Raw genomic sequence first — 12941 nt, forward strand, 5'->3', positions numbered from 1 at the left:
ACTGGGCAGTTGTTGCCCGGATCTGCCGGGTCCCCATCTTCTGGCGCTGTCTCACACTTGATCCGAGCGTCACCGTGAGCGGCTTGCCGCCAAGTATTCCGATATCGTACTATCCGAAACCGTGAAGTCCGAGTCCGTGAAGTCCGAATCCGTATCACCGGGTCGGTCCGCGCTGCTGGCCCTGCAACGCGCGACCCACGCCACCTTGCACCTGATCGCCACCGAACTCGTCGACCTCGACCTGACCGCCTCCGAGATCAACGCGCTGGCCAACCTCGCCGACGGTCGGGGCCGTACCGTCTCCCAGCTGGGGGCCGCGGTCGGCACCCGCCCCACGACGCTCACCAGCGTGCTGGACCGGCTGGAACGCCGCGGCCACATCACCCGCGGCACCCGCGCCGGCGACCGCCGTTCGGTGCTCATCGAGCTGACCGGCTCCGGGCGCGCGGCGGCCGCCGCCATCACCCAGTCCCTGGCCGAGATCGAGAACCGCGCACTGGACGGCCTGCCCGCCGAAGCGGTCGCCGGCTTCCACGCCGTCCTTGACGCGCTCGTCAAGGAGAGCTCATGACCACGCACCACCACGGCGCGCACAGCGCGGAGGGGGAGTCCTCGCCGTTCGCCGAGTTGCTGGGGGAGGTGATGGCGACCGCCGAGCGCTTCGGGCACCGCCAGCACATCCAACTGACCTGGCTGGCCGTCCGACGCCACGGCACCAGTGCGGCGGTCGAGCTGGTCAGCGACGGCATCCGGCGCACCGCCCGCGACGCGGGGGCCCCGCAGAAGTACAACGCCACCGTCAGCCGGGCCTGGGTCGAACTGGTGGGCCACCATGCCGAGCAGTCGGACACCGCCGACTTCGACGCCTTCGCCGACCAGCACCCCACACTGCTCGACAAGAACTTGCTCACCCGCTTCTACCGGTCCTCGACGCTGACAAGCGACCCGGCCAGGACCGGCTGGGTCGAACCGGACCTCGCTCCGTTCCCCTGGCGCCAGGCCGGCGGCTGAAGCGCGGGTCGCCCCTCGGCCCTGCCTGACGGACCGGTCGGCCTGCGGGGGCAGCCGGCTCTCCCGCCGCGATCGGCAGCGGGCTCAGGACGCGTCGCGAGTTGCTGACCGCCATCGAAGCGGCGGGCCTGCACGTGGTGGACAAAATCGACACCAGGCCGCAGCATCCGCGGGCTTCGGACCGCACCGACCCCCTCCACGCTGCCCGCGCTGCGGAGGTCACATCGCTGTGGCGTCTGGCCGGCGGTTGACCACGGCTCACGCAGGCGGCAACCCCGGCGCCGACGGCCTGCGGCTATCTGCCGGCCGGGCTCTGGCGGTCAGCCCGGGGGCGACCAGGGCGAGCCAACGGGCCCGGGCTGCGGGTGGTTGATCGGTGGGGGCGGTGGAGAGCAGCAGGTAGATGTCACCGACGGTGACGTCCGGGTGGATGTCGCCGTCGGCCTGGCCTGCTCGGATGAGTGCGGCGACGGCGGCGCCGGCGCGGTCCTCGTCGGCGCGGTCGCCCGGCTCCGCGCCCAGCGTCCGGGCGGCCGCCTTCACGGCGCGGTCGGTTACGGACTTTTCGATGACGCGGCCGAGGAAGGCGGTCAGCTCGTCCGCGGCCCGGGCTCCGTCGGCGACGCGGGCGAGCACGGCTTCGGCGTCGTCGGCGACACGGGCGACGTACTCGGCGACGACGGCGGCGACGAGGTCCGTCTTGGTGAGGAAGTGCCGGTACAGGGTGCCCACGGCCACACCCGCCGCGGCGGCTATCTCGTCCATGCCGACCTCGGGGCCGTGCTGGGTGATCTGCTCACCGGCGGCGGCGAGAATCTTCCTTCGATTGCGCACCGCGTCGGCGCGCGGTGCCCTGGCCTGGGTCACGGGGACTCGCCTGCCCTTCCACTTGCATGAAGGGAACCAAGGTTCAGGATGGATGGTGAACCACGGTTCATCTTACGTGTGAGGACTCCCGTCATGCCCGCCAAGATCGCCCTTGTCACCGGTGCCTCCTCCGGCATCGGTGAGGCCACCGCGTTGAAGCTCCACGAGCTCGGCCACACCGTCTACGGGGCCGCCCGCCGCGCCGACCGCCTGGCCGAACTCGCCGACCGCGGCATCCGCCCGCTGACCATGGACGTCACCGACGACGCCTCCATGCGGACCGGCATCGACAAGATCATCGCGGAGACCGGCGGGATCGACGTGCTGGCCAACATCGCCGGCTACGGCTCTTACGGCGCCCTCGAGGACGTGCCCCTGGACGAGGCCCGCCACCAGTTCGAGGTCAACGTCTTCGGCGCGGTCCGCCTCACCCAGCTCGTCCTGCCCCACATGCGCGCCCAGCGCTCCGGCACCGTCGTCAACGTCACCTCGATGGGCGGCAAGATCTACACCCCGCTCGGCGGCTGGTACCACGGCACCAAATTCGCCCTCGAAGCCCTCAGCGACTGCCTGCGCCTGGAAGCCAAGCCCTTCGGCATCGACGTCGTCGTCATCGAGCCCGGCGGTATCGCCACCGAATGGGGCGCCATCGCCGCCGACAGGCTGAAGAAGTCCTCCGCCGACGGCGCCTACGCCACCCAGGCCGCCGCCGTGGCCTCCTCCCTGCGCTCCGAAGCCAACGCGAAGCGCAACTCCCCGCCCGGCGTCATTGCCGACGCCATCGGAAGGGCCGTCACCGCCCGCCGCCCCAGGACCCGCTACGCCACCGGCTTCGGCGCCCGCCCCCTCATCGCCCTGCGCCGCCTCCTGCCCGACCGTGCCTTCGACGCCGTCATCTCCCGCGCCGTCGGCCTACCGCGCTGAACCACCCGGGAAAGTCGTCGAGGCCCGCAAGGTGCTGTCGAATCAGGGTCGTTCGCCTGCGGTCGGGCGGCCGAACAGCAGGGCGTAGCCGGGCGGCAGCTGGAGCAGGACGCGCCCGGTGAGGTCGTCGCCGGCGGCGTCGGCCAGCGTGGACAGGACGGCGCCGATGTCCCACAGGGCCGTGGCCTCGGTGGCGCCCTCGATCCAGGCCGCGGTCGCGCGCACGAACCGCTCGGCGCTGAGGGGCTCGGCGGCCTGCAGCGGGTTGAGCAGGATCAGGGCCATGATCTCCGGCAGGCGGGCGGCCAGTTCGGCCCGCACCTCACCGACCAGGTGGGCGCCGAGCAGGGCCAGGACGACCCGGGCGACCCGCTCGGCCTCCTGCGGGGTGTCGTACTCACCGCGTTCCTGGACCTCCTCCAGGAACGCCTCCCATCGAAGCGTCATCGCGGTTCTCCCTCCGTCCCGGCCTGCCCGGCACGCCGCCAGTCAGGGCTCGACGGCCAGGCGCCGGTGCAGACCCGTCAGCCTGAGCAGCCGCACCACGCAGCGCCCGGCCCCCCGCAGGACCAGGTGGGCACCGCACCGGTCGGCCTGGTTGCGGGCCCGGACCAGGGCGCCCAGGCCCGCGCAGTCCATGAACGTCACCTTCGACAGATCCAGTACCACCTCCCGGTGCGACTCGAGCGCGGTGGCCAGAGCACGGCCCAGCGAGGGTGCGGTGTCGAGGTCGATCTCGCCGGTCAACCGCACAGTGAAGGGTTCGTTGCTCTCGCCGTTCATGGCGTTTCCGCGTCGCTGCGGGTAGGCCGGTCCGGGCGAGGCCGGCCCGGCGGTCGAGGGGTGTTCCGGCCGCCCCTTTCGATCGAGGGGGGAGAGATCACGGGCGGCCGGAACGGCATCGGGGAACGCGTCAGGCCTGGATCTGTTTGCGGCTTCCGCTGTGGCTGATCGCGATCTTGCGGGGCTTCGCCTTCTCCGCGACCGGGATCTTCAGGGTCAGCACCCCGGCGTCGTAGTCGGCGGTGATCCCGGCGGGGTCGAGGGTGTCGGAGAGCATGACCTGGCGGGAGAACACGCCGAGCGGGCGCTCGGACAACTCCCACTTCACGTCCTCACCTTCCTGGCGCGGGCGGCGCTCGGCCTTGACGGTCACCATGTTCCGCTCGACGTCGATGTCGATCGCCTCCGGGTCAACTCCCGGCAGGTCGAAGCAGATCACGTACTCGTCGCCGGCCCGGTAGGCGTCCAACGGCATCGGCGTCGGACGCGACCATGTGCCGGTCGTGTTGAGGAACTGCTGGGTCAGCCGGTCCAACTCGCGGAACGGGTCAGTGCGCAGCAGCATCGCGAAACACCTCCACTGATCGAATGGGTGCCAGTGCGCTTCACCTGATTCCTTTCTAGCGCGTCATCCATCCGATGACAAGTCGTGTTGTCGCCTATAGAGTGACTGCATGAGCGAGAAGTCCCGCAGAGCCGCCCCCGACGCCTCCCCGCCGGTCGAGCCCGCCTCGTTCCTGGCAGCCGCGGCCGCGCTGGCCGCCATCGACGATGCCGTCCGCACCGCCCAGAATCCCGCGTCCCGGCCCCCGACCACCCCTGACGAGCACGGAGGCCCCGAGCAGGCCCTGGCCGCACTCGTCCTGCTGCGCGAACTACGCGGCCAGCTCGCCGGCTGGGAAGCCGGCCTGGTGGAGACCGCCCGCGAGGCCGGTGCCACCTGGGCCGACCTCGCCCGGCCCATGGGCGTCGCCAGCCGCCAGGCCGCCGAGAACCGCTACCTGCGCCTCAAACCCGCCAAGGGCACAACGCGGTCCGGTACCGGCGCGGAACGCGTCAAGGCCGTCCGCGACCGGCGGGCCGCCGACCGGACGGTCACCGCCTGGGCCCGCGACAACGCCGCCGAGCTGCGGGTCCTCGCCGCCCAGATCACCACGGCCGCACTCGCCCCCGACGCCCGCCCCGCCCAGGCCGCCCTGACCGCAGCCCTCGGCGCCACCGACCCCGCCGACCTCATAGAGCACCTCGCCGCCATCCGCCCCCATCTCGGCACCGGCCAGAGCGACCTCGCCACCCGCCTCGACGCCCTCACCCACCGCACCACCCAGCTCCGCGATGACAGCGACCGACGCCGCGCCTGACCCTGTCGCCGTCGCCGAAAGGCGTCGGCAGGACCTCCTGGACGGGATCGACGACCTCGAAGCACGAGTAGCTGCCACCACGAGCACCGTCAACGCCGCCCGCGACCACCACCTCGCCCGGCTCGACGCCCACCGGGGGCAGGACGCCGGTGTACAGGATGTTGACGCTCGACTGGTGAGCTCGCATGTTCAGGTGTCGTGTATTCGCGAGCAGTCCCACGCATGAGTAACCGTGAGTGAACCTGTGTCGGCGGCGGCGAAGTCGCGCGGAACCGATTGGGTCGGCTAGCGTCGAAAGTGGGCCCAGACCCACCCTGCAGGACGGTTCGCATGGGCGGCTCGCGCGGTAAGAGAGTGTAATTGCCATGTCTGAGCAACGTTATGAGCAGCGTATCGTCGGCTACCGATCCCAACCTGGACAGGTCCACGGCGACTGCTACGGGCAGGTGTGCGTCGTGACTGATGACGAGTTGGTTATCCCCGGCGCCCAACGTGAGAGAACACGCCTGACTGCTGTTGGCGCGGTCCATCACGAGAGAGATCGATTCATCGTAATCGATGCCGGCAATTTCTTTTCCATCGAATGCCACTCGGAAGACGCCCGGAACAAGTTGGCCCTGGCTATTGCCGTGAAGGCCAACTGTAATCTCTTCACGGGGGCGGGGCCGGCAGACAAGAGGGCACTCGTCAAGAAGTACTTTGGAGGACGCTGACTAAACCTCATTCATCCTGAGTTCCGCAGGTGAGGAGGGTGTGGATGGCGGCTACGGTGGGCGCGGTAACGACCACGGGGATAAGAGATGCTGCACCCGACAAGGGGGACGCAGCCGTGCACGGCCCGCAGGTCGGCGAACCGGTCGTCCGCGTGCGCCGCAGTCCACTCCCACGGCATCACGTCGGCGTGATCGGCCAAGGCCCTGACTGCCCGCTCGTGAGCCTGAATGTATCGAGGCGACAGATTCCGGGCCAACTGCTGGTTGCGCAAGCCCTCCAGCATCGCCTCGAACACCTGCTGCTCAGGCCGCAGCAGCGGGAGGCTTTCGACCAGTTGCAGCCTGGCCGAGCCAGGCGGGCAGGGAGCTTTGGTCACGTCTCATCACCCTCCGTGTATCGCATCGGATGCGAGCTTCTCGCATCCGATGTGACCGCCCGGCGTCTCCCAGCTCAATCGCCCGAGAGAGCGAGCGCACGGCAGACGGATACGCTCCTCCCCTGCCACCCGCCGACTGACGATCCTCCAGGCCAACGACCAGGAGCGCTCCCAGCGACCTTCCGGTTCAGACCGTCGCGTATTCGCATCTGCTGCGACTTGCGACGCTCCGGCTTTCGGGGCGTCAACTGCGGTGGGGAGAAGGATGTTTGCGGGTGCGGCCGACCGTCCAGCCGATGAGGGGGAGGATCATCAGGGCGGCCGTCGCGGTGTCGACCCGGCCCGTCCAGCGTTCGGCGGTGGCGCCCGGGAGGGTGCCCAGGCTCGGGCCGACGCGGCCGGACGGGTCGGTGGCGACGGTGACGGTGTCGCCGACCCGGTAGGAGGAGCCGACGCCTCCCGCGACGGTTTTGGTGATGGGTGGGCCGTCCAGGGCTTCCAGGGAGTAGCGCGGGTAGGAGGTGTTGTCCGCGTTGAACTCCGTGGTCACCTCGGTGACCCGGGCGTGCTGGAGCAGGCCGTGGTCGCGCAGCGCCCGGACGTCCAGCAGGTGGGTGTGGGCGACCAGCATGATGACGGCCAGGACGGCGACCATGATCATCCAGCCTGTCGGGTCCTTGCGGGAGGAGGACCACACGGCGAGGACGATCCACAGGGCGATGATCACGATCGCGGGCATGGCGACCTGCGCGTTCGCCCGGTAGGAGACCTCCGCCAGTCCGCGGAAGGCAAAGACCACCGCCGCCCAGATCAGCGCCGCCAGCACCGCGTTCCCGGCCGCCCACCCCGCAGTGCGCATCGCTCGCCCCTCCCCAGGCCGCTGCACGTGCCGGGACAACCGTACGCGCCCGCTCCGACACCGGCCCATGGTGATTCGGTGGAAGTCGCAGACGGGCGGTGTGGGCCCCGAAGGCCCGGAAGGCGAGCGAAGGGTGCTGGTCGGAGCGGGAGCGAGCTTCAACGCGGGTCGGCGCGAGGGCAGTTGGCGGTGCGTGGAGTCTGCCTTCGGGGCCCGCACGGTGGGGCGGGATTCCCGTGTTCAGGGCCGCAGTTGGACGGCCGTCACCATCACATAGCCGACCAGCAGGCCGAACAGGCAGACCGCCGTCACGTACCGGGGCGTGAACGGCAGGCCCGCCAGCGACGGGTACAGCAGCACCGCGCCGCCCGCCGCCAGGTCCGCCAGGTACAGGCCGTCCGGCGGGACGATGCCGGTGCTGTGCGCGGCCCAGCCGGTGGCGATCAGGAACCCCGTCAGCAGGGTGAACCCGGACAGCAGTCCGGAGCCGATCGCGCCCAGCGCGGGGTGCGGGTCCGGTGGTGGCTCGCCCTCCGGCGTCCTCGGGCGGAGCCGGTGGGCCATCGCGAGCGCGCCGACGGCGAGCGTCATCGCGGCCAGCGCACCGAGCAGCGGAGAGGGATTCATCGGTTCCTCCTGGAGAACGCGAGAGCCTGCCCGGCCAGCGCGGCGAGCGCCGCCGGCAGCAGGACGGTGAGCATCAGCACGGTCGCCCACACCGACGGCTCGATCGCCGCCGGGGCGGCCGGCGCGGCCACCGGCGGTGGCGCGGCGACCGTCGTCGAGGGGGTGAGGGTGGGACGCGCCTGGACGGCCGACGGGGACGGCGCGACGACGACCGGGGCCGGTGCGTGGGATGCGGGCACCTTCGGCTTGGCAGGCGGGGACTGACGGGGCGTCGGCGTGTGCGGTGCCGGGGCGGCCGCTGTCGGAGTCGGGGCGGGTGTCGGGGTCGGCGTCGGGCTCGGCGTCGGGGTGGGGTGCGACGGGGGAGCGGGGGTCGGAGTGGGCGTGGGAGGGGGCGTGGGGCTGGGGGACGGGCAGTGCCAGGGTGGCGGGTGCGGATGTGGGTGCGGTGATGGCCACGGCAGATGCGGGAAAGGGGGGACGGGCGGTGGGAACGCGCCCGGGGCGGGGTCCATGGCAAGATCCTCCGGCCGCCGCCACCCTGTCCGACACCCGTCACCGCCCAAACCCCACGGGGCGGTGAAACACCCACCGCCCCGGGCGGAATGTCCGAGCGATGACGGACCGTCAGTTCGACGCGGAGTTCACCGAGTTGAGTTGTGAGAGTTCGTCGGACGAGAGCCGCAGCGCGCCGGAGGCCATGTTCTCGGTGAGGTGATCCGGATCGCCCGTGCCCGGGATGGCCAGCACGTGCGGCCCCTGCTGCAAGGTCCAGGCCAGCCGTACCTGGGCGACGGACGCACCGCGCGCACGGGCGACCTCGCGCACGGCCCCGTGCTCCTGGGCGTCCGGACCCGACTCGCGCCTGGCGCCGGCGATCGTGAAGAACGGCACGAAGGCGATGCCGAGTTGACCGCAGAGCCGCACCATCGTCCGGTCCTCGTCGGACGCGCCGATCCCGAAGGGGTTCTGCACGCAGACGACCGGCGCGATGGCGCGGGCCTCGGCGAGCTGCTCGGCGGTGACGTGGGAGACGCCGAGGTGCCGGACGAGGCCGGCCTCGCGCAGCTCGGCCAGGGCGCCGAAGTGCTCGCCGATCGAGCCGGTGCGACGGCTCGGCGGCACCCGCAGGTTCACCACATCCAGGTGCTCGCGCCCGAGTTGACGCAGGTTCTCCTCGACCTGACCGCGCAGCTGCGCCGGGTCGGCCCACCACCAGGCGCCCGAGGGGTCGCGGCCCGGCCAGACCTTGGTGCTGATGACCAGCTCCTCCGGGTAGGGCGCCAGCGCCCGGTTGATCAACTCGTTGGCGGAGCGCGTCGCCGAGAAGTAGAACGCGGCGGTGTCGATGTGGTTCACGCCGAGCTCGACCGCCCGCCGGAGCACGCCGATCGATCGTTCCCGATCGCGCGGCACACCGCCGTGGAACGGCGCGGTGCCGGTCAGCCGCATCGCGCCGAAGCCGAGGCGGTTGACGGTCCGGTCGCCGAGCCGCCAGGTACCGGCGGGTGCGGGTGCGGGTGCGGGTGCGGGTGCGGGTGCGGGTGCGGGTGCGGGTGCGGTGGTGGTGTGTGGGCTCATGGCAGGGGTCTCCCTGGGCAGTGGGGAAGCGGTGGTCGGGCGCGCGGGCCCGGATCCGGGCATGAAAAAAGCCTCCCCGGCGGATCGGAATCCGCGCCGAGAAGGCTCAGTTGACGGTCGGGATTCTAGCAGCCGGCCGGCCCAGCCGTCAGCTCAACGACCCTCGTGGGAAGCCAAAGTCACTGTTCCTTCCGCGAGTTCGGGGCGGTCCGGGGCCGGGGCAGCCGTTGCCGGGCGCCGCCCGGGGAGGAACGCCGCCGCCAGGGCGACCGCGACGACCGCGAGGACGGGCCAACCGGTGCCCAGGACCAGGGCGAGGACGGCCGGGCAGCACACCATCGCCGCCAGCCGGGGCAGTCCGTCCAGAACCCGGATCGCGGCGGCCGTGCAGGCCAGGTAGACGGAGAGGAAGAGCGCCGTCGGCACGGCCACCAACTGGTCCGTCGTCAGGACGCCCGAGCCGACCAGGGCGATCAGCGGGCCGCCGGTCAGTGCGGTGACCGCCAGTACCGCGTACGAGCCGCGCCGGCCGGGGCTGGGGGTGGGTGGCAGCAGGGCCTCGGTGAGTTCGGCGGCGCCCGTCAGGTAGGTGTTGGTGGCGGCGAGGGTGAGGACGAGAGCCGCTCCGACGGCGAGGATCCGGCCGCCGTCGCCGATCGCGGCACGCATCAGGTCCGCCAGCGGGACGGCGCCGCCCGCGCCGGGGCCGAGCACCGCAACGGTGGCCGCGCCCAGGCCTAGGCAGAGCAGCGACGTCACCACGAAGGCGATCAGCACCACCAGGCGCAGCTGCCGGCGCGGGTCGCGCAGCCGGGTGGTCAGCGAGGCCGCGGCCTCCCAGCCGACGAAGGCGAACATCAGCGGCGGTGCGGCGCGCGCCACGCCCGCCCAACCGTACGGCAGGAACGGCGTCCAGTTGGCGGCCCTGGCGGACGGCGCGGAGCCGAGCATCGCGAACAGCACCAGGGCCACCAGGACGGACACCAGCACCAGTTGGAGCTTCGCGCCGGTGCGCACCCCCACCAGCCGGACCGTCAGCACCAGGCCGAGCAGCACCAGCCCGGCCGGTACCGCCGCCGACTCACCCGCGCCGATCGCCGCCGCCGCGTAACTGCCGCCGATCAGGCAGACCACCGGCGCGCCCGCCACCACGCCCGCCAGGAAGCACCAGGCGGCCGCCCTCCCCGCGCGCTCGCCGAGGCCCGCGGCGGTGTACCCGGCGACACCGCCGGTCGAGCCGATGCGGGTGCCCAGCGCGCAGAACACCACGGCTATCAGCCCCGACAGCACCAGCAGGGCCAGCCACACCAGCAGCGAGGCGGGACCGGCCGCGCGGGCGGCCAGCGCGGGGAGCAGCAACAGGCTCGGGCCCAGCAGGGCCCCGATGTACAGCGCGGACGCGCCGGCCGTGGACAGGTAGGAGCGGGCTTCGGTGCTCTTCTCGGACATGCGGCGATTGTGGCCCCGATCGCGCGGCACGCGCTGGCGAATTTCGCCGTGCGGGATGCCCGGAACGGCAGAATCCACCGCGAGGCGACGACTAGGGTGCACATCATGCCGAGCCAGCAGTACGACCGCATCGACCGTGCCATCCTGGAGCACCTCCAGCGCCACGGCCGCACCCCCAACGTCGATCTCGCCGAGGCCGTCCGGCTCTCCCCGTCCTCCGCGCTGCGCCGCACCAAGGCGCTGGAGGCGGACGGGGTGATCGCCGGGTACCGGGCCGAACTCGACCGGGAGCGCGTCGGGTTGGGCCTGACGGTGTTCGTCTCGCTGCGGGTGGAGCAGCACTCGCGGGAGACCTCGCGGCAGATCGAGCAGCGGCTGACCGAGATCCCCTCCGTGGTCGCCTGCCACGTGGTCTCCGGCGAGGCCGACTTCCTGGTCGAGATCGCCGTGCCGGACCTGGCCACCTACGAACTGGTGCTGCTGGACGAGATCCTGGCGATCGGACCGGTCCGCGACGCCCGCTCCACCTTCGCGATCCGCACCATCCGCTCCCGGGGCCCGCTCCCGCTCGACCGCTGGCCGGCCACCCGAGGGCGGTGAACGGTGGCCCGGGGGCGGTGAACGGCGGCCCGGTCGCCAGGGGCCGCCCGCACGGCCGTTGATGATGAACCTTCACATTGGCGGCCGGTATGGCCATCAGACGGTAATGCAATCTTCACGACGGAGGATCTACCCGCATAGACCGCGGGCTGGCACGCTGGCTCGGCACTGCACCCCTGCCCTGCCGCCGAGTTCAGGAGTTCTCCGCCGTGACGAATCGTTTCCTCAGCCGCTTCGCCACCCTCGCCGCCACCGCGGCCCTCGCCGCCGGTGTTCTCACGGTCAACGCCGGCACCGCCGAAGCCGCGCTGCCCACCCCGGTCTCCGCCGCCACCGCACGCGGCTACCTGGCCCAACTCACCGTCCAGGCAGAGGACCGCACCGGGTACAGCCGCGACCTCTTCCCCACCTGGATCACCATCTCCGGCACCTGCAACACCCGCGAGACCGTCCTCAAGCGCGACGGCTCCAACGTGGTCACCGACGCCAGCTGCGCCGCCACCTCCGGCACCTGGGTGTCCCCCTACGACGGCGTCACCATAACCTCGGCCTCCGGCCTGGACATCGACCACATCGTCCCGCTCGCCGAGGCCTGGGACTCCGGGGCCTCCGCCTGGACCACCGCCCAGCGCCAGGCCTTCGCCAACGACGTCACCCGCCCCCAGCTGCTCGCCGTCAGCGCCAGCACCAACCGCTCCAAGGGCGACAAGGACCCGGCCGAGTGGCTGCCGCCCGTCACCGGCTACCGCTGCACCTACGTCCGCGCCTGGGTGCAGGTGAAGTACTCCTACAACCTGTCTGTCGATGCCGCCGAGAAGACGGCCCTGACCAACCTCCTGGCCGGCTGCTGACCGTCCGACGGCTGTTGCTCGTAGGGTTCTCGCTGTGACAGCCCACCGCATGCCCGCTGCCGAGGTCTCCGTCTCCCTCGAGCTGGTGCGCCGTCTGCTCGAGGCGCAGCACCCCGACCTGGCGGGACTGCCCATCGAGGTGCTGGCCAACGGCTGGGACAACCTGGTGTGCCGGCTCGGCGAGGAGTTCCTGGTCCGGCTGCCGCGGCGCGCCGCCGCAGCCGGGCTGGTGGCCCACGAGCAGCGCTGGCTACCGGAGTTGGCCGGACGGCTGCCGCTGCCCGTGCCGGCGCCGGTGCGGGTCGGGCGGCCGACGGAGGAGTACCCGTGGGCGTGGAGCGTGGTGCCGTACCTCCCCGGCCGGATCGCGGCGCAGGCGGAGCCCGACGACCCCTGGTCGGCCGCGACGGCGCTCGGCGGCTTTCTCGCCGCGCTGCACACCCCGGCCCCAACGGAAGCACCTGTCAACGCGTTTCGCGGGATCGCACTGGCCGCGCGCGCCGAGGGCGTCCAGGCCGGGCTCGCACACCTCGGCCCGGCCGACCGCACCACCGCACGGCGGATCTGGGAAGCCGCCGCCGCCACGCCCGGGTGGGACCGGCCGCCGCTGTGGCTGCACGGGGACCTGCACCCGGCCAACATCCTGGTCCACCGCGGCCGGATCAGCGCCGTGATCGACTTCGGCGACCTCACCGGCGGCGACCCCGCGACCGACCTGTCCGTGGCCTGGATGCTGTTCGCCCCGCAGCAGCGCGCCGCCCTCCGACAGGCCTACGGCCGGGCGGACGACGCGACGTGGGAGCGGGCCCGCGGGTGGGCGCTCGCGCTGGCCCTGGTGTTCCTCTCCCACTCGGCGGACAACCCGCTGATGCGCGGCGTCGGCGCACGCACCCTCCGAGCGGTGCTGAAGTAGCGGACGGCGCCGGAGAGTTCAGCGT

General features: G+C 72.1%; 18 protein-coding genes and 1 pseudogene. 10 read left to right on the top strand and 9 right to left on the bottom strand.

Annotation, left to right across the window (positions count from 1 at the left end; translation table 11 throughout):
• Positions 1 to 121 precede the first annotated feature (121 nt).
• The 3 genes and pseudogenes from ACZ6R9_RS27970 to ACZ6R9_RS27980 form a co-directional block, all read left to right on the top strand.
• Entirely contained in the window at positions 122 to 571 is a 450-nt protein-coding gene (locus ACZ6R9_RS27970; RefSeq protein ID WP_465541077.1) for a MarR family winged helix-turn-helix transcriptional regulator, read from the top strand.
• Positions 568 to 1011, top strand: a complete 444-nt coding sequence (locus tag ACZ6R9_RS27975; protein WP_465541081.1) for a hypothetical protein — start codon at positions 568 to 570, stop codon at positions 1009 to 1011. Before ACZ6R9_RS27970 ends, ACZ6R9_RS27975 begins: the two co-directional genes overlap by 4 nt.
• Before the next feature lie 80 nt (positions 1012 to 1091).
• Positions 1092 to 1262, top strand: a pseudogene (locus tag ACZ6R9_RS27980) (methyltransferase); the annotation flags it as partial.
• 7 nt (positions 1263 to 1269) lie between these two features.
• Here ACZ6R9_RS27980 and ACZ6R9_RS27985 read toward each other — a convergent pair.
• Positions 1270 to 1878 carry a TetR family transcriptional regulator gene (locus ACZ6R9_RS27985; RefSeq protein WP_465541083.1) on the bottom strand — a complete coding sequence of 203 codons (609 nt, stop codon included), beginning with the start codon at positions 1876 to 1878 and terminating at the stop codon, positions 1270 to 1272.
• A gap of 93 nt (positions 1879 to 1971) precedes the next feature.
• Here ACZ6R9_RS27985 and ACZ6R9_RS27990 point away from each other — a divergent pair, with 93 nt between their 5' ends.
• The gene (locus ACZ6R9_RS27990; RefSeq protein ID WP_380478430.1) at positions 1972 to 2802 is read left to right on the top strand and encodes an oxidoreductase; all 831 of its coding nucleotides are present in this window, start codon (positions 1972 to 1974) and stop codon (positions 2800 to 2802) included.
• Between the two features lie 42 nt (positions 2803 to 2844).
• On the opposite strand, the gene ACZ6R9_RS27995 is transcribed toward ACZ6R9_RS27990, so the two are convergent.
• From ACZ6R9_RS27995 to ACZ6R9_RS28005, 3 genes are all read right to left on the bottom strand, one after another.
• Positions 2845 to 3249 carry a DUF2267 domain-containing protein gene (locus ACZ6R9_RS27995; protein WP_380478428.1) on the bottom strand — a complete coding sequence of 135 codons (405 nt, stop codon included), beginning with the start codon at positions 3247 to 3249 and terminating at the stop codon, positions 2845 to 2847.
• Between the two features lie 42 nt (positions 3250 to 3291).
• Positions 3292 to 3585, bottom strand: coding sequence for an STAS domain-containing protein (locus tag ACZ6R9_RS28000; protein WP_465541086.1), 294 nt, complete (start codon positions 3583 to 3585; stop codon positions 3292 to 3294).
• A gap of 130 nt (positions 3586 to 3715) precedes the next feature.
• Positions 3716 to 4150 carry an Hsp20/alpha crystallin family protein gene (locus tag ACZ6R9_RS28005; RefSeq protein ID WP_465541088.1) on the bottom strand — a complete coding sequence of 145 codons (435 nt, stop codon included), beginning with the start codon at positions 4148 to 4150 and terminating at the stop codon, positions 3716 to 3718.
• A 109-nt stretch (positions 4151 to 4259) separates the two neighbouring features.
• On the opposite strand from ACZ6R9_RS28005, the gene ACZ6R9_RS28010 reads away from it, so the two are divergent.
• From ACZ6R9_RS28010 to ACZ6R9_RS28020, 3 genes are all read left to right on the top strand, one after another.
• A complete protein-coding gene (locus tag ACZ6R9_RS28010) occupies positions 4260 to 4946 on the top strand; it encodes a hypothetical protein (RefSeq protein WP_380478423.1) in 687 nt (228 codons plus the stop codon).
• Positions 4921 to 5172, top strand: coding sequence for a hypothetical protein (locus ACZ6R9_RS28015; RefSeq protein ID WP_465541090.1), 252 nt, complete (start codon positions 4921 to 4923; stop codon positions 5170 to 5172). The genes ACZ6R9_RS28010 and ACZ6R9_RS28015 overlap by 26 nt, the downstream gene beginning before the upstream one ends.
• A gap of 139 nt (positions 5173 to 5311) precedes the next feature.
• Positions 5312 to 5659: a hypothetical protein gene (locus ACZ6R9_RS28020; RefSeq protein WP_465541092.1), complete on the top strand. Its 348-nt coding sequence runs from the start codon at positions 5312 to 5314 to the stop codon at positions 5657 to 5659.
• Between the two features lie 621 nt (positions 5660 to 6280).
• On the opposite strand, the gene ACZ6R9_RS28025 is transcribed toward ACZ6R9_RS28020, so the two are convergent.
• The 5 genes from ACZ6R9_RS28025 to ACZ6R9_RS28045 form a co-directional block, all read right to left on the bottom strand.
• The gene (locus ACZ6R9_RS28025) at positions 6281 to 6895 is read right to left on the bottom strand and encodes a hypothetical protein (RefSeq protein ID WP_465541094.1); all 615 of its coding nucleotides are present in this window, start codon (positions 6893 to 6895) and stop codon (positions 6281 to 6283) included.
• A 240-nt stretch (positions 6896 to 7135) separates the two neighbouring features.
• Complete coding sequence (locus ACZ6R9_RS28030; protein ID WP_380478421.1) at positions 7136 to 7522, bottom strand: hypothetical protein; 387 nt, start codon at positions 7520 to 7522, stop codon at positions 7136 to 7138.
• The gene (locus tag ACZ6R9_RS28035) at positions 7519 to 7761 is read right to left on the bottom strand and encodes a hypothetical protein (RefSeq protein ID WP_465541097.1); all 243 of its coding nucleotides are present in this window, start codon (positions 7759 to 7761) and stop codon (positions 7519 to 7521) included. Before ACZ6R9_RS28035 ends, ACZ6R9_RS28030 begins: the two co-directional genes overlap by 4 nt.
• A gap of 388 nt (positions 7762 to 8149) precedes the next feature.
• On the bottom strand, positions 8150 to 9103 hold the full coding sequence (locus ACZ6R9_RS28040; protein WP_465541099.1) for an aldo/keto reductase: 954 nt from the start codon (positions 9101 to 9103) through the stop codon (positions 8150 to 8152).
• Positions 9104 to 9256: 153 nt separating this feature from the next.
• Positions 9257 to 10552: an APC family permease gene (locus tag ACZ6R9_RS28045; protein WP_380478415.1), complete on the bottom strand. Its 1296-nt coding sequence runs from the start codon at positions 10550 to 10552 to the stop codon at positions 9257 to 9259.
• A 105-nt stretch (positions 10553 to 10657) separates the two neighbouring features.
• On the opposite strand from ACZ6R9_RS28045, the gene ACZ6R9_RS28050 reads away from it, so the two are divergent.
• From ACZ6R9_RS28050 to ACZ6R9_RS28060, 3 genes are all read left to right on the top strand, one after another.
• Positions 10658 to 11152, top strand: coding sequence for an Lrp/AsnC family transcriptional regulator (locus ACZ6R9_RS28050; protein ID WP_465541101.1), 495 nt, complete (start codon positions 10658 to 10660; stop codon positions 11150 to 11152).
• Between the two features lie 209 nt (positions 11153 to 11361).
• A complete protein-coding gene (locus ACZ6R9_RS28055) occupies positions 11362 to 12003 on the top strand; it encodes an HNH endonuclease family protein (RefSeq protein ID WP_465541103.1) in 642 nt (213 codons plus the stop codon).
• 34 nt (positions 12004 to 12037) lie between these two features.
• Positions 12038 to 12916: an aminoglycoside phosphotransferase family protein gene (locus tag ACZ6R9_RS28060; RefSeq protein WP_465541105.1), complete on the top strand. Its 879-nt coding sequence runs from the start codon at positions 12038 to 12040 to the stop codon at positions 12914 to 12916.
• The last annotated feature ends 25 nt before the right edge of the window (positions 12917 to 12941 follow it).

It is taken from the genome of Kitasatospora sp. NPDC048662, assembly GCF_055587065.1.

Coding starts and splice junctions, on each gene's coding strand:
- ACZ6R9_RS27975 (WP_465541081.1), top strand. CDS start 568: ATGACCACGCACCACCACGGCGCGCACAGCGCGGAGGGGGAGTCCTCG.
- ACZ6R9_RS27990 (WP_380478430.1), top strand. CDS start 1,972: ATGCCCGCCAAGATCGCCCTTGTCACCGGTGCCTCCTCCGGCATCGGT.
- ACZ6R9_RS27995 (WP_380478428.1), bottom strand. CDS start 3,249: ATGACGCTTCGATGGGAGGCGTTCCTGGAGGAGGTCCAGGAACGCGGT.
- ACZ6R9_RS28000 (WP_465541086.1), bottom strand. CDS start 3,585: ATGAACGGCGAGAGCAACGAACCCTTCACTGTGCGGTTGACCGGCGAG.
- ACZ6R9_RS28005 (WP_465541088.1), bottom strand. CDS start 4,150: ATGCTGCTGCGCACTGACCCGTTCCGCGAGTTGGACCGGCTGACCCAG.
- ACZ6R9_RS28010 (WP_380478423.1), top strand. CDS start 4,260: ATGAGCGAGAAGTCCCGCAGAGCCGCCCCCGACGCCTCCCCGCCGGTC.
- ACZ6R9_RS28015 (WP_465541090.1), top strand. CDS start 4,921: ATGACAGCGACCGACGCCGCGCCTGACCCTGTCGCCGTCGCCGAAAGG.
- ACZ6R9_RS28020 (WP_465541092.1), top strand. CDS start 5,312: ATGTCTGAGCAACGTTATGAGCAGCGTATCGTCGGCTACCGATCCCAA.
- ACZ6R9_RS28025 (WP_465541094.1), bottom strand. CDS start 6,895: ATGCGCACTGCGGGGTGGGCGGCCGGGAACGCGGTGCTGGCGGCGCTG.
- ACZ6R9_RS28030 (WP_380478421.1), bottom strand. CDS start 7,522: ATGAATCCCTCTCCGCTGCTCGGTGCGCTGGCCGCGATGACGCTCGCC.
- ACZ6R9_RS28040 (WP_465541099.1), bottom strand. CDS start 9,103: ATGAGCCCACACACCACCACCGCACCCGCACCCGCACCCGCACCCGCA.
- ACZ6R9_RS28045 (WP_380478415.1), bottom strand. CDS start 10,552: ATGTCCGAGAAGAGCACCGAAGCCCGCTCCTACCTGTCCACGGCCGGC.
- ACZ6R9_RS28050 (WP_465541101.1), top strand. CDS start 10,658: ATGCCGAGCCAGCAGTACGACCGCATCGACCGTGCCATCCTGGAGCAC.